General features: G+C 57.5%; 21 protein-coding genes and 3 pseudogenes. 12 read left to right on the top strand and 12 right to left on the bottom strand.

The features are described from left to right. Positions 1–33: 33 nt before the first annotated feature. The 3 genes and pseudogenes from C934_RS36345 to C934_RS32530 form a co-directional block, all read right to left on the bottom strand. Positions 34–624 (bottom strand): annotated as a pseudogene (locus tag C934_RS36345) (MFS transporter); the annotation flags it as partial. Positions 625–725: 101 nt separating this feature from the next. Further along, on the bottom strand, positions 726–1,232 hold the full coding sequence (locus C934_RS0125010) for a DUF3833 family protein (RefSeq protein ID WP_018859302.1): 507 nt from the start codon (positions 1,230–1,232) through the stop codon (positions 726–728). Positions 1,233–1,382: 150 nt separating this feature from the next. Beyond that, positions 1,383–1,703: a hypothetical protein gene (locus C934_RS32530; RefSeq protein WP_245268005.1), complete on the bottom strand. Its 321-nt coding sequence runs from the start codon at positions 1,701–1,703 to the stop codon at positions 1,383–1,385. 644 nt (positions 1,704–2,347) lie between these two features. Here C934_RS32530 and tkt point away from each other — a divergent pair. Both tkt and C934_RS0124990 read left to right on the top strand, forming a co-directional pair. Next, positions 2,348–4,378 carry a transketolase gene (gene tkt, locus C934_RS0124995; RefSeq protein WP_018859299.1) on the top strand — a complete coding sequence of 677 codons (2,031 nt, stop codon included), beginning with the start codon at positions 2,348–2,350 and terminating at the stop codon, positions 4,376–4,378. A gap of 197 nt (positions 4,379–4,575) precedes the next feature. Continuing rightward, on the top strand, positions 4,576–5,625 hold the full coding sequence (locus tag C934_RS0124990; RefSeq protein ID WP_018859298.1) for an LLM class flavin-dependent oxidoreductase: 1,050 nt from the start codon (positions 4,576–4,578) through the stop codon (positions 5,623–5,625). A 501-nt stretch (positions 5,626–6,126) separates the two neighbouring features. Here C934_RS0124990 and C934_RS0124980 read toward each other — a convergent pair. After that, a complete protein-coding gene (locus tag C934_RS0124980; protein ID WP_026372063.1) occupies positions 6,127–6,765 on the bottom strand; it encodes a DUF1684 domain-containing protein in 639 nt (212 codons plus the stop codon). 208 nt (positions 6,766–6,973) lie between these two features. Here C934_RS0124980 and C934_RS0124975 point away from each other — a divergent pair. Next, positions 6,974–7,228 (top strand): annotated as a pseudogene (locus C934_RS0124975) (oxidoreductase); the annotation flags it as partial. A 40-nt stretch (positions 7,229–7,268) separates the two neighbouring features. Here C934_RS0124975 and C934_RS0124970 read toward each other — a convergent pair. Further along, the gene (locus C934_RS0124970) at positions 7,269–7,544 is read right to left on the bottom strand and encodes a nickel-binding protein (protein WP_018859294.1); all 276 of its coding nucleotides are present in this window, start codon (positions 7,542–7,544) and stop codon (positions 7,269–7,271) included. 36 nt (positions 7,545–7,580) lie between these two features. Here C934_RS0124970 and C934_RS0124965 point away from each other — a divergent pair, with 36 nt between their 5' ends. Together C934_RS0124965 and C934_RS0124960 are read left to right on the top strand one after the other, a co-directional pair. Continuing rightward, a complete protein-coding gene (locus tag C934_RS0124965; protein ID WP_018859293.1) occupies positions 7,581–8,960 on the top strand; it encodes a tetratricopeptide repeat protein in 1,380 nt (459 codons plus the stop codon). Between the two features lie 425 nt (positions 8,961–9,385). After that, positions 9,386–10,234: an MBL fold metallo-hydrolase gene (locus C934_RS0124960; RefSeq protein WP_245268004.1), complete on the top strand. Its 849-nt coding sequence runs from the start codon at positions 9,386–9,388 to the stop codon at positions 10,232–10,234. A 408-nt stretch (positions 10,235–10,642) separates the two neighbouring features. Here the strand turns inward: C934_RS0124960 and C934_RS0124950 are convergent, their stop codons facing one another. After that, a complete protein-coding gene (locus C934_RS0124950; protein WP_018859290.1) occupies positions 10,643–11,554 on the bottom strand; it encodes an ankyrin repeat domain-containing protein in 912 nt (303 codons plus the stop codon). Positions 11,555–12,393: 839 nt separating this feature from the next. Here C934_RS0124950 and C934_RS0124945 point away from each other — a divergent pair. Next, positions 12,394–12,654 (top strand): CopG family ribbon-helix-helix protein, encoded by a 261-nt coding sequence (locus tag C934_RS0124945; RefSeq protein WP_018859289.1) that lies wholly within the window; start codon positions 12,394–12,396, stop codon positions 12,652–12,654. Continuing rightward, a complete protein-coding gene (locus tag C934_RS0124940) occupies positions 12,651–12,941 on the top strand; it encodes a type II toxin-antitoxin system RelE/ParE family toxin (RefSeq protein WP_018859288.1) in 291 nt (96 codons plus the stop codon). Before C934_RS0124945 ends, C934_RS0124940 begins: the two co-directional genes overlap by 4 nt. A gap of 450 nt (positions 12,942–13,391) precedes the next feature. On the opposite strand, the pseudogene C934_RS36510 reads toward C934_RS0124940, so the two are convergent. From C934_RS36510 to C934_RS0124920, 4 genes and pseudogenes are all read right to left on the bottom strand, one after another. Further along, positions 13,392–13,634: pseudogene (locus C934_RS36510) on the bottom strand (hypothetical protein); the annotation flags it as partial. Positions 13,635–13,714: 80 nt separating this feature from the next. Beyond that, the gene (locus C934_RS0124930; RefSeq protein WP_018859286.1) at positions 13,715–14,074 is read right to left on the bottom strand and encodes an HVO_A0114 family putative DNA-binding protein; all 360 of its coding nucleotides are present in this window, start codon (positions 14,072–14,074) and stop codon (positions 13,715–13,717) included. Then, positions 14,071–14,349 (bottom strand): toxin-antitoxin system TumE family protein, encoded by a 279-nt coding sequence (locus tag C934_RS0124925; protein WP_018859285.1) that lies wholly within the window; start codon positions 14,347–14,349, stop codon positions 14,071–14,073. The genes C934_RS0124930 and C934_RS0124925 overlap by 4 nt, the downstream gene beginning before the upstream one ends. Before the next feature lie 697 nt (positions 14,350–15,046). Further along, positions 15,047–15,574, bottom strand: a complete 528-nt coding sequence (locus tag C934_RS0124920) for a GNAT family N-acetyltransferase (protein ID WP_026372061.1) — start codon at positions 15,572–15,574, stop codon at positions 15,047–15,049. Between the two features lie 338 nt (positions 15,575–15,912). On the opposite strand from C934_RS0124920, the gene C934_RS0124910 reads away from it, so the two are divergent. The 3 genes from C934_RS0124910 (at position 15,913) to C934_RS0124900 (ending at position 19,374) form a co-directional block, all read left to right on the top strand. Continuing rightward, the gene (locus C934_RS0124910; RefSeq protein ID WP_156828792.1) at positions 15,913–16,158 is read left to right on the top strand and encodes a hypothetical protein; all 246 of its coding nucleotides are present in this window, start codon (positions 15,913–15,915) and stop codon (positions 16,156–16,158) included. A gap of 432 nt (positions 16,159–16,590) precedes the next feature. Continuing rightward, positions 16,591–18,213, top strand: a complete 1,623-nt coding sequence (locus tag C934_RS32525; protein ID WP_018859281.1) for a Fic family protein — start codon at positions 16,591–16,593, stop codon at positions 18,211–18,213. A gap of 165 nt (positions 18,214–18,378) precedes the next feature. Continuing rightward, positions 18,379–19,374: an IS30 family transposase gene (locus C934_RS0124900; RefSeq protein ID WP_026372059.1), complete on the top strand. Its 996-nt coding sequence runs from the start codon at positions 18,379–18,381 to the stop codon at positions 19,372–19,374. Positions 19,375–19,473: 99 nt separating this feature from the next. Here the strand turns inward: C934_RS0124900 and C934_RS0124895 are convergent, their stop codons facing one another. Then, on the bottom strand, positions 19,474–20,211 hold the full coding sequence (locus C934_RS0124895) for a hypothetical protein (protein ID WP_018859279.1): 738 nt from the start codon (positions 20,209–20,211) through the stop codon (positions 19,474–19,476). A 592-nt stretch (positions 20,212–20,803) separates the two neighbouring features. Further along, a complete protein-coding gene (locus C934_RS36505; protein WP_442965933.1) occupies positions 20,804–20,932 on the bottom strand; it encodes a hypothetical protein in 129 nt (42 codons plus the stop codon). Positions 20,933–21,086: 154 nt separating this feature from the next. On the opposite strand from C934_RS36505, the gene C934_RS0124880 reads away from it, so the two are divergent. Then, positions 21,087–21,680 carry a DUF6088 family protein gene (locus tag C934_RS0124880; RefSeq protein ID WP_018859277.1) on the top strand — a complete coding sequence of 198 codons (594 nt, stop codon included), beginning with the start codon at positions 21,087–21,089 and terminating at the stop codon, positions 21,678–21,680. Next, the gene (locus C934_RS0124875; protein ID WP_018859276.1) at positions 21,673–22,686 is read left to right on the top strand and encodes a nucleotidyl transferase AbiEii/AbiGii toxin family protein; all 1,014 of its coding nucleotides are present in this window, start codon (positions 21,673–21,675) and stop codon (positions 22,684–22,686) included. Before C934_RS0124880 ends, C934_RS0124875 begins: the two co-directional genes overlap by 8 nt. The last annotated feature ends 97 nt before the right edge of the window (positions 22,687–22,783 follow it).

Raw genomic sequence — 22,783 nt, 5'->3', positions numbered from 1 at the left:
GATCAGCCGGAGAAACGGCCGGTTTGCGGCCATGAAGGCCGCTCCCTCGAAGAGGCCGAGCTCTCTCGACGAGCGGTTCTTTGGTTCTGGTACAAGCGCTACGGTTGCGAGACCCGATATCGGCAGCAGGATAGCGACAAGGATCGCCATTGCCTGAAGCCCGCGCATCCCTTCTCTTTCTGTCAGCCCTATCGAGAAGGGCAGGCTCGTGGCAAGCAGGATCCCGATCAGCGTGGCGCCCTCGCGGAAGGCGGAGTTGCGCGTGCGCTCCGAGTAGTCGCCGGACAGTTCAGCGCCCCAGGCGGTGTAGGGCAGGGGCGTCCACGTGAAGCCAATCGAGACAAGCGCGGCCCAAAAGGCGAGACAGCCAAGGCCCGCCTCGACGGGGGACCAGAAGAGCATGAACGCAGACCCTGCCGTAAGCGGCAGCGAGGCGAGGAAGAAGCCGCGTCGGCGACCACCGCGCCCGCGCCATCGGTCCGCAAGCCAGGCGAACACGGGATCGGTGGCTGCGTCGAAGAGACGGATGGTGAGGAGAACCGTGCCGACGGCCGCTACCGACAGTCCGATCGATTCCGAATAGAACGTCGGTACGATGACGTAGAGCGGCAGGGCCAGTGCCACCAGCGGCAGGGCGGGATGGGCATGGCGATATAGACGAGGGCTCGTGCGCGGGGCGCCGTTCCACGCCTGTCTTCACTGAGGCCCCGTGCTCCCCACATCGCTCAGCGCCTCCTGAATTCCACGCGCGTCCATGCGACCGGCAAGCCGAATTTCGTGACGTAGGCGGAATTGAGCACCGTTCCGTCGTTTTTCAGCGTCATCGTGTCGTGGAAACGGACCTTGTTCCTCCGGTTGGCCGCATCGAGGTAGACGAGGTAGGTGAAACGCGCCACGTTGCCGTCGATCTTGACCAGCGTCTCGCCGACCACGTCCTCGCGCGTGCCGCGGTACCTGTCGGCTCCGGTCTTCACGAAGCGCCAGGTCTTGTGGTCCCGGGTGCCGTCGTCAAATGTGAAGTCTTCCCTGAGCGTCAGCGTGCGCCCGTCCCATTTTCCGTGGAGCGCGACGGTGAACCTCCGTTGCAGGCCGGTGATGGCGCGAAAGCTGCCCTCGGCTACGGTCCTGCCGGTAAAGAAATCCTCGAACGAGAAGCCGCGTGCCTGTGCCGGCACAATCGCCAAGGTCATGTTCATGGCCGCGACGACGAGGAATGCTGCAAACAGGCGCATGCTTCATTCTCCTGGGGATCCTGTAGTCGCAATGTGTAGCCCCGGACAACCGCCCCCCTGGTCTGAGCCGTGGCCATTACCAGTCTCGAGGCGCTCACAGCCGTGGCCCGATGCGCGCCGTACCGGCCTTGCCATCATTGCGGATCCCTTTCAGCCGCTTGTTTCGATGCGGTAGAGATCGAAGCACATGGGTGTGCCGCCATACCAACTGCGGAACCTCTGGCAGAGGCGGTCGGCTTGAATCCACCAGTTGCCGGTGTCGTTCGGTTTGGCGAAGCGGCCAAGGCCGAGCGCCTCGCCGCGGCCGTCCTCCCAGTATTTGAGCGGAAACTCGCCACCAAACGGCACGGCGAGGAAGATCCGCCGACCTACGATTCCGTCTCTTATGTCCTGGGCCGTGCAGCGCTCTGCAGCAGCCTGCGAAGACGTCACCCCGAGCACGTCAGCGATCATGGTGGTTATTAAACGCATAATACGTCCTTAATCGCGCTGCGCTCTATATGTTCATTACGATCGGGAGGTTCTTTTGGATCAGCTTGCCGGTCCGGCGATGTTACTTGGGGCCTAATGTCTGCTCCAAACCCGCCCGGCTCCAATGCGGCTTGGGACGTTGTGCGCGGTTGCCCAGTATCTGTCATACCAACTCGAGACCCGTACGCCAGCGAAGGGCAGCCATGGCGTACTCGCTCCCCAAAAGCCGCAAGTCGGTTGCCGGAGACGCAGCAGGGTGAGTAGGTCCTCCGAAAGCATGGCATTGCGATAGCGCCCGCCCTTGCCACGCTATCCTACCAAGCATTTAATTTTTACCGGAACGGCATGTGGGTGATGTTTAGCGTTCGCAAGCCGACGAGGTGAAATTTGCCTTCTGTGGCGGGTGCTTGGTCAAACTGAGAGGCGTCGCGTCGGTTGTGAACAGCAAACCCGCGAAGATGCGTAAGTAGATTGAGAACGCCTTTCCAAGCGGCTGTTCCCGTAGCTTCCAGCTTTCACCCGGGGACAGCCAGTACACCTTCTGGTGTGTGACCCATAGTCGCTGACGCGTCACCATTCTGTCGCTCCTTCGTCCTCGCCCTATCTCCAAGCGAGATACTCGGTCTGAACTAGGAGATACTGCCATGCCCGATACGACCGCATCTGTTCCCGCGCCAAAAGACCCCCACCTCCGCAAGCTCGCCAACTGCATTCGGTTCCTTTCCATGGACGCGGTCCAGAGGGCCAAAAGCGGTCACCCCGGCATGCCAATGGGCATGGCAGACATCGCGGCGGTGCTTTTCTCTGAATTCATGAAGTTCGATAGCAAGGACCCTTACTGGTACGACCGTGACCGGTTCCTGATCTCGAACGGTCATGGCTCGATGCTGCTCTACAGCCTTCTGTATCTGACCGGCTACGAGGATATGACCATCGATGAGATCAAGAATTTTCGCCAAATCGGTTCGCGAACAGCAGGGCACCCAGAATACCATCACGCGACAGGTATCGAAACGACGACCGGTCCACTGGGGCAGGGGCTCGCCAACGGGGTCGGAATGGCCCTGGCCGAGCGGATCATGAACGCAAAGTTCGGCGACGATCTTTCGAACCATTACACCTACGTCTTCCATGGCGACGGTTGCCTGATGGAAGGTATCAGCCAGGAAGCCATCGCGCTCGCAGGTCACATGAAACTCGGGAAGCTCATCTATTTCTGGGATGACAACTCGATTTCCATCGACGGTGCGACCAGCCTCGCCGAGTCCGATGACCATCAGGCGCGTTTCCGTTCGGCCAACTGGCATGTCCTGCAGATCGACGGACACGATACCGATGCTATCAGGGCAGCGATCATCGAGGCGCGGAAGGTCACCGACAGACCCTCGATGATCGCCTGCAAGACGATCATTGGCTTTGGCTTCCCGACAAAGGCAGGAACCCAGAAGGCACACAGCGATGCGCCGGGGGAGGAAGAGATTGCGGGGGCACGAAAGCTCTTGGACTGGTCTTCGCCTCCGTTCGAGATTCCAAATGACCTGCTTGAGGCGTGGCGCTCCATTGGCTCAAAGGGGCAAAACGCGCGGATGGCGTGGGCAGTACGCGTTCAAACCGCGAACGGCGAGATCCGCGCGGAATTCGAGCGCCGGATGAAAGGTGCGTTGCCGCACGACTGGCGCAAGGCGATCGAGGCGGCCAAAAGCGAGTTGCTGGCAAGCGAGAAGGATATGGCCACTCGCCAAGCCAGTGGTACCGTCCTTAATCACTTGGCCGAGGCCGTACCGGAGCTGATCGGAGGTTCAGCGGATCTGACGCCGTCCAATAACACGAAAGCCAAGTCGCAGGTCGAGATTGCCCCCGGTCAGTATGCGGGCTCCTACATCCATTATGGCGTCCGCGAGCATGGTATGGCCGCCACGATCAATGGCATCGCCCTTCACGGGGGATTGATTCCGTACGGCGGCACGTTCCTGACGTTCTCTGATTACGCGCGACCTGCCATTCGCCTTGCCGCCATGATGGAAATCCGCTCGATCTTTGTGATGACGCACGATTCTATCGGCTTGGGCGAAGATGGGCCGACCCATCAGCCAGTCGAGCATCTGTCCGCACTTCGGGCAATCCCAGGGCTCGCTGTTTACCGCCCGGGTGATCCGATTGAAACGGCAGAATGCTGGGAAGCAATTCTCGACGCTCCCCGCAGAGCTGCTCTCATCGCACTGTCCCGACAGCCAATGCCATTGCTGCGCAGCGACCCTGGAAGCGAAAACCTGTCAGCCAAAGGCGGGTACGTGCTGCTGGAAGCGGAAGGCGGCGAGCGTCAGCTGACTATAATGGCGACCGGCTCAGAACTCCATCTGGCAGTCCAAGCTCGGAATCGGCTGCAGGCCGGAGGTATTCGGACCGCCGTCGTCTCGATGCCGTGCCGACTATTGTTCGAGGCTCAGACGCCCGAGTACAAGAGGAAGGTACTCGGCGTGGGATCTGCGCGGGTCGCTGTTGAGGCTGCCGTCCAGGATAGCTGGGACCGGTATCTCGGGTTCAATGGTCGGTTCGTGGGTATGCATAGTTTCGGCGCATCCGGAAAGATCGACGACGTCTACAACAAGTTCGGCATCACAGTGGATGCCGTGGTCAAAGCCAGCGGGGAAGCCCTGGCCGCCGGTTCTGCTTGACGAGGCTACTCCCGTTGATCGTGTGCCCCAAGGTGCTCGTCCCATCTTGGGGACCCCGCATATCTTCTAACTCTTCGATGATTTCGATCTAGTTTTTCGCCATTCCGTTTTACTAGGCGGCACCCCAACTAAGATCCCAAAATCCAAACGATTGGGCGTCGACGGTTGCCGTCGGCTTGGCCCGTGGGACAACAAGCATGACAAAGTCAAATGTAGAATTCGGCCTCGATACCTTTGGGGACGTAACACACGACGCCAACGGCCAGCCTGAAACGTATGCTCAGGTCATCCGGAATGTCATCAAGGAGGCCGTGGTCGCCGACCAGGTTGGGATCGATTTCTTCGGGATCGGCGAGCACCATCGCGAGGATTTCGCGGTATCCAGCCCGGAAACTGTTCTTGCGGCCGTTGCGACGGTGACCGAAAGGATCAAGCTGGGTTCGGCCGTAACGGTGCTGAGTTCGGACGACCCCGTGCGCGTTTATCAGCGGTTCGCAACTGTCGACGCAGCGTCCAACGGCCGCGCAGAGGTCATCCTGGGCAGGGGGTCTTTCACTGAGTCTTTCCCGCTCTTTGGGTATTCGTTGTCCGACTACGACAAGCTGTTTGAGGAGAAGGTCGAGCTTTTCGCCCAGCTCCTTGAGCAGAAGCCAGTTAGCTGGACGGGGATGACGCGGCCGCCTTTGAATGGTCAGCGCGTGTTTCCCCTTGTCGAGAAAGGCCCGCTGAAGACGTGGCTAGGCGTTGGCGGAAGCCCAGATTCCGTCATTCGTGCTGCGCAGTATGGACTTCCGATGATGCTAGCCATCATCGGCGGGAGCCCTTATCGTTTCAAGCCATTCGTCGATTTATATCGTAACGCCAATGAGCAGCTAAAGCATCCGGCAATTCCCGTTGGTGTTCATTCCCCGGGCTATATCGCCGAGACCGATGCCGCTGCAAAAGCGGAGTTCTGGCCGCATTTCCGCGCCATGCGAGATCGTATTGGCCGTGAACGGGGCTGGGGTCCTGTCAGCGAGAGAGACTACGAAGCCGAAATCGATCAGGGCTCGCTGTATGTCGGCTCACCGGAAAGCGTGGCCGCAAAGCTTGCGCCGGTTATCGAGAACCTTGGCATTCAGAGGTTCCAGCTGAAATACAGCATCGGAACGATGCCGCATGAGAAATTGGTCCAGAGCATCAGGCTATTCGGGGAAGAAGTGGTTCCAAGGGTGAAAACTACACTTGCCAAGGAAGTGGCAGCGTAGCCCCCAAGAGCCGGGGTCGATCGCTTCCGAGAAAGGTCTCGCCGATCTCGTTTGCCAGTGTGGGTGAGGTAGGGGCAGGCTGGAGCTCCAGCTTGCCTCTACCCCTGGGGAAACAAAAAATACCGTTCCGGCGGTCAATTCGTGGGATAACTGAGGCGAGGGGCTCCCAATCAGCAGTCCTTGTCGTCGGGTTCTACGTCAACTACCTCGGGCTCACCACGGATTGTGAAATCGGTAACCTCGATAGGTACGTTTTTCCAATCTGGAGCCATAGTTCCACCATGGTCGTGATCTCGTAAAGCGCGCTGCCCCTCGGGATACAAACTCATCAGTTAGCGACGACGTTCTCCTGCAGGCTCGCCTCAAACCGGATCATACCGTTCATTGGCGTTGCGCGTGAAAGATCTCTGTCACAACGGTATTATTCGGAACGGAAATACGCGCACGGCGACGACTTCTGAATGCCCGGCTACGGAGATTCAAGGCCTCTGAACTCGGCGCTTATCGTTTCGAGACAGGTAGCCGTTCACCGGCTCTCACCGCGCCTTTCAGTCGATTGTCCGATGGCGCTAATGGACAGACATAACGGGAAGAATAGGCGCACGAAGGAAAATAGGAGAAATTGAAATCGAGTATCAATGCGCCGTCTGGACGGACAACTCCGAGATCAGCTCCCTTGATGGTGTCGAAGAGATATCGGCCACCGCCATATGTCTCGGTCCCTGAGGTCGCGTCGACAAACGGCAGGAACACGCCACCGCCGTAACCCTCAATCCAGTAAAGGGTTAATTCGCCGCCCAATCTGGCCTCCAGCCCCGATGTACGAGAGAACGCATGCATCGACAGGTCACCATCCACTCCTGTTGCGACGGTTATCCGTTCCGGCGTGACTGCGACAAGCTGTACCGTCAAGCGCAACGAGGGATCATAAGAAAATGTCGTCGGCCCTTCGAACGTCTTGCGGTCCGCCAATTCGATTGGCGACTGAGGATGGTCGCGAAACAGGGTCGAACGGGTGTCGCACCAAAGCCTCCAGGCAGCAACCACGTCCGGGCTAGAACGTACCTCGTAGTAGAGATTTGCGATCTTCTCGCGCCATTCCCACAGGTGTTGTGTCTCGTTCAAATCGTATCCTCCCATGCCGGAAACTTCGCCGCTCTCGTCATCGAAACGCTCGCCCAATCATCGCGGCGTAACTTTAAGCAATCACGCACTGATCCGAAAGATGCGGTCTAAACACCGCCTACAAACGAAAGTCTGTGCAGAAATTTTCTTCAACGATCGGGGCGCTGGCGATCCCATCGGGTTCAGCCACGGCTGGCCGCTGAGTTCGGAAGCCTGGGAAGATCAGGTTCCGCTTGCACGGGCCATCAAGAATGAGATTAAGATCCCGGTTGTCGCCGTAGGGTTGATAACGGAGCCTGCTCAGGCTGAGGAGATTGTGTCTACCGGAGACTCGGATCTCATCGCAATAGCAAGAGCCGCGCTCTACGACCGTCGTTGGCCTTGGCACGCAGCAGCCGTTCTTGGAGGGCAGGTGTCGGCGCCTCCGCAATATCTCAGATCTCAGCCCTCACAGTACAAAAATCTGTTTCGATCCTAAAGCATCCGCCTATGCGCACTGGTGAAGTCCAGCGCGTCAGCTACGAGACGTCCTCCGCCGCTATGTGCCTCACCTCAGTAATTCGGACCAAGGGTATTTCAGCGAGCCTGTTCGCTTCCTCGACGTCACGCTTTGTCGGCGCGTCGAAGAGACAGAAGGATCTTTCCTCCGATGGAACGAACGTCGAACGTAGATAGCGCACTGGCGTTCCTTGGTCGGTCATTTCGGCCGTGACCTTTTTTGCTCGGGAAGCTGCTGCGCCAAGCTGTTCCGGAGTGATGCCAGGCAGATGTCTTTCAACCATATACTGTGGCATGATGGAAACCTCACAGGTGGTTCTGGCAAGTGAATCATGGACATCTACTTCGCCGCCGTTTTCACCGATCTAGTCAGGCATTCGGTTGTCTGGAACAGAGTCTCGCGTGACGCGGTAACAAACGTCATCACCGAGTATCGGTATCTGTCCCAGACTCTCGCCAGCCAGTATGGGAGGCGGCATGAGAACTTTACAGGGGACGGCCATCTTTTTCTATTCGAATCCGCCGACGTCGCAGTCCACTTTGGATTGAAACTCATTGCGTTCTGGAAACAGCGTCGGAGATATTTGACGAAAGACAGCGCCGACGACCTTCCGATCCGGGTCGGCTGCCATTTCGGCGAATGTTCGCGCATCGAAGACAGCGATGCGTGGATCGGCCGCGTCCTCAATATAGCCAAACGTGTTGAATCCTGTGCCTCCCCCGACTCGCTGTTCGTCACCCAGACCATTCTAGATCTGATTGACCTGCCTGCGTACGAGTTTGAGGAGGCGGAGACTTGCGAGTTGAAGGGCGACTTCCTGCCGAGGCGACAGCTCTATCGTCTTATCTCGATCGACCACACGGCGCTTGCTGCGAGGCCTGAGGATCGGATGACGGCCGAAGATTGGTTCCTCACGGGGGTCGGGCAGCAACGGGTCGGCGAGGGCAATTCCACGGAAGTTGAACGCCGATGCTATGAGCGGGCGCTGGAGCTTCGCGCGAACTATCCCGAAGCTCACAACAACCTCGGGGTACTGCTGAAATCATCTGGTGATCAACTTGGTGCCGCTGATCAGTACAACGCCGCACTCCGGTTGTGGCCTCGCTATCCCGAAGCACACTACAACTTCGCGATTCTGCTCGAAGAGGGGGGCGATCTCGATCAGGCAGAGATACACTACAGAGACGCGATAAAATTTCGACCGGAATATGTCGACGCGTGGTTGCGCCTTGCTGGCCTTTTCGAGCGCAGCAACGACCGGATCGAAGCTGAACGCCATTACGAAGCGGTACTTCAGCTTCGCCCCGGCTTTGCGGAAGCCCACAACAACTACGCTATTTTCCTCGAAGCAGGAGGCAATACGGCAAGGGCTGACCATCACTATCAAGCGGCGCTCAAAGCGTCACCCGAATCTCCGGAAGCTCATTTCAACTATGCCATGTTTCTCGAAAGCCGAGATCGTGTGCAAGCAGAAGCGCATTACCGGGCGGCGATTCGGGCACGCGCGAACTATGTCGAGGCACTCAATAACCTGGCGATCCTTCTCCAAGAAAACGGCGATTTCGCCGGTGCCGAAACTTACTATCTCGCCGCTCTGCGACATCGGCCGGGCGACAGGAACACGCTTTACAATCTGGCTACCCTTGCAAAGGTTGCCGGGGACAACCTTGCAGCGGACAGCTATCACGAGCAGGCATCAAAGACCGAGTGACCATAATCGGGATCGGTTCAGATAACGCGAAAGGCCGCCGGTGCATCACAGCCTTGACGATGCAAACAGCCCTTATGGTGCCAGGCGACGAGGTTCGATTGTGGTTCTTCTCTAAGCATCGTTGAGGCAAGTGGCCCCTGTTTCGGTCCCTGGTGTTGAGCGCGAGAAGACCCGCGCCGGCGTCATCGCGGGCGTGACGCCTTGTTTGGGGGACCGCGCATTCGGTGATAGAATCGCAGTCAGGTTGGTAACCAGTCCCACAGACATTTCGAGGCACGGAGGGTCTGATGAACGGGCTAATGGCGGTTGACAGCGTCGAGGTTCGGGTTCTTGTCGACAATCTCACAGACAATCTTTCCACGGTGCCTTCATTTGTGGAGACGGAGATCGCGGCCATAGAGCGGCGGCGTCGTGGGATGTGGATCATGGGCGGCAAATGCCTATGTTGCGCGGCCCACGGTCTGGCTTGTCTCGTTACCATTCATCAAGGAGGCGTCACGAGAACAATACTATTCGACACCGGTCCCGAAGACCGCGTCCTCGAGCAGAACGTCGCGCGGCTTGGCGTCGAGCTTGGGCGTGTTGAGGCAATTGTTCTATCGCACGGCCACTGGGATCATTGCGGAGCGATGCTTTGTGCCTTGCAACTCATCCGGGACCGCAATGGGGGCAATCCGGTCGCCTGCTACGTCCATCCGGACATGTTCGGGAAACGTGCCCTCAAGCGGCAAGATGGGTCGTTGCGCCTCATGGAAGACGTGGCCAGCTTGGAAGAACTTGCCTCCTTCGGCGCAGCCACGGTCAATACGAGGGAGCCGCAGCTGTTATTGGAAGGATCGGCTTACGTGAGCGGCGAGATACACCGCGTGACCGCTTTCGAACGGGGATTTCCCGGCCAATATCGGCAGTCAACGGACGGCAGCGAATGGGTGCAGGACGAGCTGATGATGGATGAGCGCTTCCTGGCCGTGAACGTTACCGGGAAAGGCCTGGTCATTTTCAGCGCCTGCTCACATGCGGGCGTGATCAATGTACTGACGCACGCAAAGTCGAGCCTTCCCGGTGTGCCGCTCCATGCCGTCGTGGGCGGGCTGCATCTTGTCGGACAGAACGAGCGGATCATCCCGGCGACCGTCGAAGCGTTGGCGTCGTTCGACCTTGCCACCATCGCTGCGGGCCATTGCACCGGGTGGCGAGCCATGAACGCGCTGGCGAACGCTTTTGGCGACAGCAAGATCGTCCCATTATCTGTTGGAAAGCGGATCTCGTTTTGATGCGGTAACCGGTCGCCTAAGCGCATGCCCGCGAGCAGTAGTCCCTCGGGGCGAGTGTGCCATCGATCTTTCGAGATAGCGAGGGAAGGTTTACCATCTGATGCAGGGCAATTTCGCGCTCTACGGCGTTGATGGTCTGACACATTCCGAACGGATCCGCCAAGCACTGCCTGTGACACCGATTCCAAATCCGCGCGCCAATAGGCTGCTGGGTTGAGCTTGTCCCAATTGAGAGCAGCACCCGGAGCCGCCGTGAACTTCGTCGACCAAATGATGACGATGGAAGCGTATGAAAACGGGGGTTCTACTGCGTACGATATGTTCGACTTTCAGACGGCTTGGAGAAATTCCAAGACCTCAAGCTCCACGCTGTAGACCGCCTTATCTCTCCTCTCCTCTAGAAGCCGGTCAGGGCAGCGGAACGGGCGAGTCGCTGAGCGTTCTCAAATAGGCGATCACGTTCAGTCGATCCGCTTCGTCGGGCGCGCCGCGAACGTCCATATCTACCCCCGGTGTTGTGAGTGTAGGACCGGCGATGAAGATGTTGAGGTCTTCGTAAGTCCAAGAACCTGACCAGCCTCTCAGCGTCTTGGAGTAGCCGCCGAACGGCGTCGAGGCCTTCTTGCGTCCTACGACATTCCACAGGTTCGGGCCCCTTCTTGGCGGGTCCTTCACGCCAATGACATGGCAATTGGCGCAATTGGAGGCGAAGAAAGCTGCCCCTTTGGTCGGATCGCCGTTCGCCAGTTTCGCTGAAATCGGCTGGGGTTTCTGAACAATGACGCCGTTGTTCAGGAGGTAGTCGGCAATATCCGCATGATCGTCATGTTTCGCGAGGTGGTAAGGCGTTATGATAGAGGGGTTGCGCTTGGGATCACCCCGCACCCAGATGGCGTTGACGTCTGCGCCCGCTTCAACGAGCGCCTTGACGCAGTCGAGGCAGTTACTGGCGACCGCGAAATGCAACATACGCTCGCCACGCGCGGCGGCATTGGGGTCGGCGCCATTCGCAACCAGCAATCGGACGAGGCCCGGAGACGCCGTCAGGACGGCAACAGTAAGAGGCAATCCAAGTGCGGACTCCTTGTTCACGTCGGCCCCGCGCTTGATCAGAATTTCTGCTGCATCGGCATGGCCGCTACGCACCGCGACAACGAGAGGCGTGGCTCCTTTGTCCTGTTCCTCAATGTCTGTTCCAGCATCCAGCAATGCCGCTAGTGCGACCAAATCACCGGTCTTGGCGGCATCGTGAAGCGGACCGCCGTAGGACATTGCAAGAGTGCTAAAGTAGATCGCCACGCTTCCTATCAGCCCGCGCATCGGTCCCTCCCCAAGCTAAATCTTTGGCGGGAAAATTATAAACCTGATCCTTTCCGAGGAATAGTAACGAGCGCTTTGCAACGCCAACGTCGTGGCCTCATTCGCCTCCGCACATGCCAGCGAGCAGTAGTCCTTCCAGGATTGGCTCGATCCGACCCGGAATTTTGGCGGCTTGACCTTCGCGTATGCTGGCGACAGAGATTGTGGGTGAAATAGCGAGCAAACTGGCGAGATGTCTTCGGGCCTCGTCAATGCGACCGAGCCGTGCATTGGCCGCGATTAGCATCCAAAAACTGGACCGTAGTGTTGATTGGCCGCCAGCGACTTGCCCGCCCAGACCAGTGGGCGGCGGCTATAGTCGGAACTAGAATCAGATTGCGTAACCATCTCGCGCTAGCTTGGGTCTTGAACAATCGCCTGGTCACGTTCCGCACGTCTTAATCCAGTTCCAAAGAGTGCAGTTTCGCCAATGAAGCTGGGTGAGCGAGCGAAGGCGATGCCTTATTCGGCATAGACTTCCGCCACCGGAGTTCGAACCTGCTGTTGCACCTCTTTTTCAGGCGTTTGTTGCTTCTTGTCCGAGAAGAAGCTGCAACATCTTTGCCAGTGTTGCAGCGGCGAGACAGCCGAGTGTTGCTTTTCATACGTCGCTGAACTGGGGGGCAGCCTGCCTCTCTATAGGCTCGCGCATGCGAGGCCGGTCACGCACAGGTCGTCGCCGAGGTGCTGACAGGACGCCGATGCGATGGCTGTCATCAGGGGAACGCCAGCCAAGCCTTGACCCCCAACCGGCATGCCGTACTATAGTGTGTACATGTAAACACAACGGAGAGTGTAGCATGAGTGCGACGATGACGATCCGTGTTTCGGAAGAAACCTTGGCCAAGCTGACAAAGATCGCCGAAGGGACGAAGCGCAGCAAATCCTTCCTCGCGGGGGAGGCGGTCTCGGCCTATGTCGAGCGCGAGCTTGCCATTATTGAAGGCATCCAGCGCGGGCTGGCCGACGTGAAGGCTGGCCGCGTCGTCCCGCACGAGCAAGCGATAGCTGAAGCCCGCCAGATAATTGCGGAAGCACGGCGCAAGAAAGCGCAAGGATGAGGAGAGTTGTCTGGTCGGCTGACGCACACCGCGACTATCTCGACATCCTCGCCTACATCGCCGACGACAATCCGGATGCAGCCGAGCGGGTCGTTGACGCCGTCGAGGACGCGGGCAACAGGCTCAGTGAGTTCGCCACCGGCAGGCCGGGGCGCGTGACTGGCACTTACGAGAAGGTAGTGACGGGCTTGCCTTACGTCATCGCTTACGCGCTCACGGACGAGGCAGTAGTGATCGTCCGCGTCATCCATGCGGCCCGCGACTGGCAGGAGGAGGAGTGGCCGTAACCTCAGAAGGGATGCCAGATGCCTGATCCCGAAGACATGGACATCCGCGAACGAACGTTATGTTGCTCTTTGGAACCGCGCACATGGAGGGTATTGATAGCCTCATCCTCAAGGAAGTCCTCGATTGCAGCGCCGTCCGAACGCAACAAGGAATAATCTAGCCCACGACCTGTTAGAATTCGAAGGCGCATCCAGTCGCCGATCACGCGGTTTCAGCCTCAAAAGCAACAGCCATCAAACCGCCTAGATGTTCCAAAGAGTGCAATTTCGGCTCCTGTAGCTGAGTGAGTGAGTGGATGAATGCTCGCCAGGGCAGGGCTGAAGACGTCACGCCCTCTATCTCGGTGTTGCTGTACCGATTTTGAGGCGTTTGTTGCTCTTGATGCGGAGACGATTCGCAACAATGAACGGCACTGTAGCGCGGCCGTGCCAAGGCCATTGTTCCTTTTTTTACGGCGTTTCGAAGTTCGGGGCACTGTTCCGTTCCAGGCTCCTCGGAGCCATGGAGACGACCTCGTTGAGAAGGTCCGGATCCCCGACCAAAACCACGGTCTCGACGGCCCGAGTGACGGCGGTGTAAAGCTGGTCCTGTCCAAGAGCCTGGATCGGACCAGGGGCATGATGACCGGGCGGCGGCCGATCGTGGTTCGCGCCCGAGGCGGTTTCCTCGAAGATGCGGATACACTCGACCTTGCGAAGCGCGTCGAGCTGTGCCGCGACGGTTTGTTCGCGGGTGGAAACGCGCGTAGCCGATCAGTGCCAACACTTCCTCATCACGCTGCGGCGCTCACATCGTATTCGAAATGAATGCGATCATAGGGAAACTCGATTCCATTCTCTGTCCGGTCGATGACACCAGCATTGACGAGCGTCGTCACGTCACGATGAACGGCCTGCACATCGCGGTTGACCCGACGCGCGACCTCGCGGATCGACAACGCCCCGTGTCCCGCGAGCGCCTTGACGATAGCGAGGCGGGAAGGCGCGAGCACTCGGTGCATGTCATCGTAGGAGGTGAAGTTGACCGAAGGTACGGCCTCTGCTGTTTCCCCTGCAAGCGCCCGCCTTCCGGCCTCGACAAAGCGAGCCTTGGCATCCCCTATGGTACTCAAGCGCACAGTCAAAGTTGTCATCTGAGCATCCTTTCCATGTCAGCTTGGAAGGCATCGTAAAGTGCTTCAAGGGACGTAAATTCGATGGCTCCTTCGCGGTTACCTAAGTGCCGGTGATCGCCTTTCCCACGCTCATTGTCGTAGCGGAGAACGCACTCACCGTTCACAACGAAGGCCAGCCGATACTTGAACGGGTGCGTGCTGCCCGGAACCGGGTTGGGTAGGTGCCATAACACGACCTCAAAATACGTCTTGTCATTGATCACCGTTCGCGATTTCTCGATCAGTCTGGCCATCTGTTGTTATTGATAACAACACTCTGGCGTTGTTGTCAATAACAACGCTCTCAATGGATGGGCAGCGCATTCGACGATCTCTTGAGTGAGTAGGACCTGCCGCCGCGACGGTTCGGTTTTCAGGCAAAGCGTCAAGAGGAGTGCGGCGTGTCGACAGTCGCAAGGACGGTTTCATCGCCGAGGTTCCCGGACGAACCAGCGCTGATCAAACCAGCCGTCGCTGGCGGCAACGATGTCGAACTGAGATTGAGTGGCATGTTGCGGTGCAGGTGAAAGGACGCGCTACACTTCGATGTAGCGCGAGAACGCAACAGCTAAATGACCGTTCACGCCGGTTTCAGACGATTGTCCTAAAAGGTCATTAGAACCGAAAAAGCAACAACTTCAAAACCGCTCTGCTGTTCCAAAGAGTGCGGTTTCGGCACTGAAGCTGGGTGAGTGAGTGACGCGCTACCTCTGCTCTGCAACGGTTTGTGCCGCCGTTAGGCTGAGTTGGGTGTTGTGGTGGACAAATTGGGCGGTTTGTTGCTTTTCACATTGCCTGCATTTGCAACAAAGATGAGGATGTTGCTTACCAATGCAACTGCCTCTGTTGCTTCTCCTTCGCCACGAAGACCATATCCTTCAAGGTGCCAACTACGACAAGCCGTTACCCTGAACGTGCCGATATCCGATCCCTTGAGGAAAGCGTCGGCGGTTAGACAGTCAGTAGAAAGCGACGCCGAACGATCTCTTCTCTCCGGGACCTGGAGAAAATCTGAACGTCTTCCAGCCGAGTGAAGCCCAGCCGCGTAAGGATCGCCGCTGAAGCTGTGTTGTCGTCCGCGCAGCCGGCCCTCAATGAGATCAGACCGACGTCTTCTACAGCGAATCGAACCAGCCGTTCTGCAGCCTCTAGGCCGAACCCGCAGCCCCAACTGGCTTGGCCAAGCCAGTAGCCGATTTCGCCCTGACCTTCGGCCACGTCGAAGACGTCGCAGATGCCAATCAAACGGCTGTCAAGGGTGACCGCTAGTCGGTAGGCGGAGCCTTGGTGCCACTCCTCGGCATGACCGGTGAACCAGTTGGTCATTTTTTCGACGTCAGGCGGAATCGTTGCCCATACGAGATTGCGGGCGACATCATGGTTGGACCTGATCTCGACGGCGCGTTCGATATCGGCGGGCACCGTGGGACGTAGCACGAGGCGTTCGGTGAGCAAACGGACGGAACGATCAGAAGTCACTACCGGCCTCCAGATTGGCTTCGGACAACTACCATCTCCAGTGAAGGCAGGGAAGGGCACAGGTCAGTCGGGTCATGACGGCCTAGCTGACCGTGACCTGGTTCAATATCTAAAAGGCGAGACCATGATCTGGTTCCAGCGCCTTTGGGGTCAGGGCGATGACCTCGTTGAGATGATCAGCTTCACGAACACCATGTTGCCTTTTTTGGAGCCGAGCAAATGGAGTTAATGATAGCGTCATCCTGAAGGAAGTGCTCAATTGCAGCGACGTCCAGAAGCAACTAGGAATAATCAAGCACGACCTGGTAGAATTCGAAGGCGCATCCACGGGGAGAGAATTGAAGCTCAAATACGGTCTAATATTTCTGGCCGGCGCTGCTGTGTTCGGTTGGGGCAACACGAAGGTTTTGAACCACTGGGACCGCAATAAGGATCCGGACCGCTTGGCGTTCATTCTAAACATTTCTCGGGTGCCGCCGTCGGTTCGCAACCTTGACTGCAACGCCAACGCCACCACTGACGTTATCGTCACCTGCTCGTTTGCGATTGACCCACGCGAGTTCGACAAGGCGCTGTCTGGTTAGCAATTTACGGACAAGAAAGCTTTGGGGAAGCGTGCCTTTTACGACCTTGAGGCAGCCGACGGACACGTCTGGCTCATGGGGAATAAGGAAGGCACAACAGTCGTCGCTGAACGACATGAAGAATAATTCTGCAGGATTTTCCACGCCCGACAGAGCATCACTGTCTGGGCGACCGGCCTGCCAGGTGCGTTCATTTGGATGGTCAGGTAGGTGCTGTTGGCCAAAGATCGGCAATAAACATCGGCAAGTCTCACCTTGTGACCTAGGATAAGTAGCTGATTTATCTTCACAACATGGATGCTAAAGATCGGCAAAAATCCCAACATGGGGCAAATTTCGAAAATCGGCAATCAACATCGGCAATTTTCTTGAAATAAGCAGGTTAACCCACTAAATATCATCGTGTTTTAGAGTTTCAAAGATCGGCAAGAATTGGCAGAAGAAGTTCCAACCCGCATTGAACCGGCTTTTTTCGAGGATAGCATTCCTTCCTCGATCTCTGATCTCGTTGTGGAGATTCAGGCAGCATCTGCAAAGCTCGGCCAGGGCCTTCACAACGAGTCGGCCTTCGAGCTGTCCGATCTCGTAAGGGTAATGAACTGCTACTACTCAAACTTGATCGAAGGTCACAATACACGTCCCAAGGACATCGAGCGAGCACTAGCGGGCGTTGAGATTGAAGAGGCCACTCGTTCGCTGGCCTTGGAAGCAAGGGCACATGTAATCGTTCAGCGGGAAATTGATCGCTTGAACAGAAATGGCACATTGCCTCCACCGACATCGTCCGAGTTCATCGTTTGGGTACATCGCCGCTTCTATGAGGAGATGCCGGAGGAATTCCGCTTCGTCGAAGGCCGTGAAGGACCTAAGGTCGAGATCGTTCCAGGCGCGTTCAGATCAAAGAGCGCCGACGATGTTTCCGTCGGTCGACACCAGCCGCCGTCCTCTCAATATGTCAAAGCGTTCATGGACTACTTTTCCAAGCGCTACGCGTCCACCCAGGTGGGGGCGACAACCAAGATTGTTGCCATCGCTGCCGCGCATCACCGGCTTAACTTCATCCATCCGTTTATGGACGGAAACGGTCGGGTGAGCCGATTGATGTCGCACGCTATGGCTCAGGAAGCAGGTGTAGGCGGGAAAGGATTGTGGTCGATCTCGCGTGGTCTAGCCCGTGGACTGAAGGACAAGGGCGAGTACAAAAGGCTGATGGATCATGCCGACCAGCAACGCATGAACGATAGAGACGGTCGAGGAAACCTGTCCGCAAAGGCTCTGCAAGACTATTGCGAATGGTTCTTGTCGGTGGCCCTCGACCAGATTCAGTTTTCCAATGCTGTATTCTCTTTTGACACGCTCGAAAGCCGTTACCGCAAATTGGTAGAAGATGTTATCGACGACAAGCGTGCTCCGGACGTCATCTCAGCCGTCCTCAAACATGGCTCGATAAATCGCGGCGATATTGGCTTTATCACGAAGTCGCCCGACCGTACTGCGCGGAACACATTGAAGGCGCTGCTCGATCATGGTTTCCTGAAGTCCGCTTCGCCGAAGACACCCGTACGCTTAGCCTTCCCGCTAGACTACCGCGAGCGGCTGTTCCCCAACCTTTTCACGGAAGGGGAGATTGCCGCCCCAAAGCCCTCTGTCACGTCGTTCCTTGCTCAGAAGCGTACACAGGAGGTGGCCAAACGGTCCTACTTTCCGCCGCGCTTCGATGAAGATGAGGAGTTCCAAAAACGTGTTACCGGAATTGTGGCATTACAGAAGTCGGTTGGCGCGAGAAGTACACTTGGCAATATTGCGGCTCAAGAACTCGCAACTACTGAACCAGCAAGGGTGGACTGGAAAGCTGTCGAGGATCGCGTGATCGCCGAAAGCATCGGAGAGCACGGTCAATCTCGTGCAGAAGTCAATCAAGCGCTAAGCGAACATAGCCCTGGCGCAGTGTCGGATAAGCAGAAGGACGATATTGAGAAACGCGTATTTGCTGCCGCACCAGCGTTGGTGGCGAAATACAACAAGCGCATCATGGACAGAAAGCCAAGGCGTTAAGTTTGGGAAAACTCGGCATTCGATTTTCAGCCAACAAAAGCAACAGATATGAAACCGCTCGGGTGTTCCATAAGATAGATTACGCCACATGGTGTTGTAAGAGGGGTACATTCTATCTCGAACTGCAACAAAGGCGTAAGCTGCCTGCTTTTCGGGAGCCATAGTTTGATCCGTACCTTTTCCCATTTGAGTTTTGACGAACGCCGATCGATTTCCAGGATGTTGGATCAGAAGTTTAGCCAGTCTGAGATCGCCAGGCGCCTCGGCCGGGACCGTGCGACCATCTCCCGGGAGATCAAACGCAACTGCTGGCACGATCAGGAATTCCCCGATGCCGAGGGCTACTGGGCGATGACCGCCAACGACATGGCGCGCGACAGGCGCCGGCGGATCGGTAAGCTCTTTCGTCGCGAGGATCTGCGGAACGAAGTGATCGGAAAGTTGGAATCCGGCTGGTCGCCGGAACAGATTGCTGGACGACTGAAGATCGAACCAGCGGCCAAGGCAAGCGTCTGTCACGAGACGATCTACCGGTATGTCTATTCACCAGAAGGACAACGGCAGCAACTCGCGCGGCTTCTCCCGGAACGGCGGAGAAAGCGCCGGCCGCGATATGCTCGCAAGCCGCAGAATCCAGTCTTTCCAGATGAGCGTTCGATCAAACATCGGCCGGAAGCCATCAACGATCGCGAGGAATTCGGTCACTGGGAAGCCGATCTCATGATCTTCGAAAGGGTTCAGGGCAATGCCAATGTGGCAACGGTTGTTGAGCGGACGAGCCGGTTCACCATGCTGTTCAAGAACAACGACCGGCAGTCCAAGCCGATCATGGAGCGGCTCATCAACGTGCTCAGCCCCCTGCCCAAGCATGCCCGGCAAAGTTTGACGTTTGATCGCGGATTTGAATTCGTCTCCTGGCGGCGACTGAAGCAAGGAATGGGAACCGATGCATGGTTCTGCGATCCGTCTGCGCCCTGGCAAAAAGGCTCGGTTGAGAACATGAATCGGCGGATTCGGCGTTACCTGCCGAGGGATACTGCTGTCCTGTCAGTTCCTGATGAATCGATACGATCACTGATCGATCGGTTGAACAGTACGCCGAGAAAATGCCTTGGTTTCCGCACCCCAGCTGAAGTGTTCAGGCGTGAAGTAAACAAATGACGGCAAGCCGGGGCGGAGGACGGATTTCATGAATGATCCTGCAGTGATTGCGCGGCGAGAGAAAGCGTTATTAGGCAACCAGCAGCAGAATAGAGATCGTCAATGGACGCCGATGTCGCTTTGCGTATCCGATTCCAGCTGCAGGCATGCGGACCAAAGCGGTGTCTTGTGGAAGGATCCGTCCTGGAAGAGTGTGAGGCCCTCTCTTGCTTCATAGAGCAAGCCGAGCCAGCACAAGCGCCGTAAGACGCCGTATTTTAGATCGGATTTCAGCTCCCAGGCTTCCAGGGTCATTTCGGTTTCCGAAAGAGGCGCCAGATCTGGATAGAGGATTTTCACAACCTCCATTGGCGTGCAACCTTCTCTGGCCTTGATATTGAGAAGATTGAGGAACATGCGCCACCAGCGCAACCGCGCTTGCACCTCCTCTTCCCGTTCGGTGGCGTGGATGTAGGAATAGAGATAATCCGTGGCGACCAGATCGAAGAAGGCGTTAGGGTTCACCAGAAACTCGCGGCCGCGTCTGGTTGGCAGCAGCACATCCTTTTTCCGACGAAGCAGCTTCAGATGACGGGTCATGTCGCGCACGACCCAGAGCGGCGGCATGTCGCGTTCATTGAGCACCTTGTGCATGCTGTAGAGGTCTTCGGCTGTAAAGTCGGGCCAGAGGAAGTTAACGGCGGCCCAATGCACGAACTTGCGGTTCATGGCGCCGGTTGCCGTCAATCCTATGCCACCCTCACCGTCAGCATAGGCAACCGAAAGAAGCATGCCGCGAAGAAGTGGTGACAGCGCGGCGATGTCGACGTCCCCCTGCAGGTTGATTTCCGGAAGCATCGTGTGGCTTTGATCCCCAACTGCGCCATGAAAGTCCCAGCGAGTATCGAGCGGTAAAAGAACAATTGCTAGTGAGAAAGCTAAAGCCGAAGGGGTATGTTATCACCCGCCCCCGCTCCGCCCTTTCAACCCGGCCCAGCCGGTCGGATCGGGGGCTGATCTCCCTGCCCTGTAGTAGCCTTTAAGCCCTTGTTGCATTTACATTAGAAGTCACATCGTGATCCCCACTCCCCTCCTCGGCCGCGTGCAGCTCCCGAACGAGATCAAATGATCGGATCTGGCACCAGGTTCGCGATCTGCTCGACGGTCAATTCCCGAGTCATGCCCCCTGTCCTTCTACTCTCTCAGCTTCGCTGATCTTCGGAGGTGGCGGCGAATGCCCAGCCATCAGCAGCCGTCACCGCCTCTTCCGCACCGATTCTCGGCATCCCGAGATAGATAGTTCGCCCTACCAGCGTTTTTCCGATACCTGCTGGATCAGGTCGAACAACGCCGACCCTAGCAGCAGAAATTGCCTAGACCGCTCGCCGCCGGCGCGCCGATCATCAACGATCCGGCGCAATTCCGTAAAGAGGTCAGGCAACCGCTACACCTAATCAAGAACTGTCAAATGGCCAACCTGGGCTTGGAGGAATGCCGCGGCATCTTCCAGTTTGCGGCGATCCGCTATGCGTTCCAGGTCCAGGTCCAGATACAGTGTGCCTTTCGCTCGATCCGAAATTTTTCGGGCTAACGTGGTCGTGCCTACCTGCCGTGCGCCGATCAGCGCGGCGACAGGCGCGCGTGCCGCCGCGACATGCCAGGCGTAAAATGCATTGATCGGCTAACTTGAAGAGTGTCAGAAAGTCGAATATATTTCTGACAGGAGAAGTACCATGCAACGACTGACATCTCAAATTCTTGCTTATGCCGAGCAATTGCCGGAGGGTACGGCCCTGTCCGCAAAAAGCCTCCTGCATCTCGGAAACCGGGCCGCAGTGGACCAGGCTTTGTCGCGCCTGCATGAGCGTGGCGAACTGATCAGGGCTGGGCGTGGTATTTATATGAAGGCGATCAAAAGCCGGTTCGGAAGCAGGCCGCCGACCGTCGAGCAAGCGGTCGAGGCAATCGCACATCAACGTGGCGAGGTCATCGTTTCGAATGGAGCGGCGGCGGCCAATGCCCTTGGGCTCACGACGCAGGTTCCGGTTCGCTCCATCTACCTGACCTCTGGCCGCAGCCGGACGATGAATGTCGGAAGCCAAAAGGTCGAGCTCAAGCACGTCCCTCGCTGGCAGTTGTCGCTCGCTAGCCGGCCGGCCGGCGTCGCTGTACGCGCACTCGCCTGGCTGGGGCCGGAGCGAGCGGAGGATGCTCTTTCAAGCATCAAGCGGAAACTGCCCCCCGAGGCGTTCAACGAGCTTGTTGCTGCAGCACCCCAGTTTCCGACCTGGCTCGCGCGAAGCGTCGGAAAGGCAGCGCATGGCTGATCACTTCCTCAAGCTCTCATCCGAGGACAAGCGAGAGGTTCTCGCAATTGCGTCAGATCGATCGAAGCGTCCAGTCCACTTGCTCGAAAAGGACGTCTGGGTCGTCTGGTCGCTTCGAACACTCTACGCCACGGCGCTCGGTAAGAGCCTTGTCTTCAAAGGCGGGACTTCGCTCTCGAAGGCCTACGGCGCCATTCGACGATTCTCGGAAGACGTCGACCTCACATACGACATCCGCGCGCTTGCCCCTGATCTTGTCGGGGACAGCGAAGAAGCGCTCCCGAAAACCCGGAGCGAAGAGAAGCGATGGTCGAGCGAGGTGCGACGGCGACTACCGATGTGGGTGAGCGACACAGTTGCACCAATCATCGCCGCTGAGCTAGAGAACCAATCGCTTCCAGCGGAGGTCCGTGTCGAGGCCGACAGGCTCTATATCGACTACCAGGCCATCGGCTTGGGATCTGGTTATGTCGCACCCAGTGTGATGCTGGAGTTTGGAGCCCGGTCGACGGGCGAGCCGGCCAGCCTGCGAGAGGTCACTTGCGATGCGGTCGGCCTCGTTGAGGGAGTCGACTTTCCGAAGGCCAACCCGAGGGTAATGCACGCCGAACGGACGTTCTGGGAAAAGGCCACCGCGATCCATGTCTTTTGCCTACAGCAGCGGCTCCGAGGCGAGCGCTTTTCGCGCCATTGGCACGACATCGTGCGCCTTGACGACATTGGTCTGGCCGACAGAGCAATTTCCGACCGCGGGCTAGCAACCGCCGTCGCCACGCATAAATCGATGTTCTTCGCGGAGAAAGCCGCCGATCGATCGCCAATTGACTACGAGGCGGCGGTAAACGGCAACCTGGTGCTGACGCCGGTCGGCGAGGGACGGAAAGCCCTCGAAGAAGACTACTCCAGGATGGTGGAGGACGGTCTCCTTCTCGATGACGCCGAGACGTTCCACGAGTTGCTCGAACGGTGTGCTGCCATCTGTGGCAAGGCAAACGTCGCAGGCTGACAGCTGCTTGGAGGTCTTCCGATGGCAAGACGCGACCTGTCGAGAGAGGAGCTCTTCGCATAGGTATGGGAACGCCCGACCAGCGAGATCGCTAATA

The sequence above is a fragment of the Rhizobium sp. 42MFCr.1 genome (assembly GCF_000377185.1).
Classification (GTDB): Bacteria; Pseudomonadota; Alphaproteobacteria; order Rhizobiales; family Rhizobiaceae; genus Rhizobium; species Rhizobium altiplani.
The sequence above is the reverse complement of the archived record's forward strand: the minus strand, read 5'-3'. Positions and strand labels throughout refer to the sequence as shown.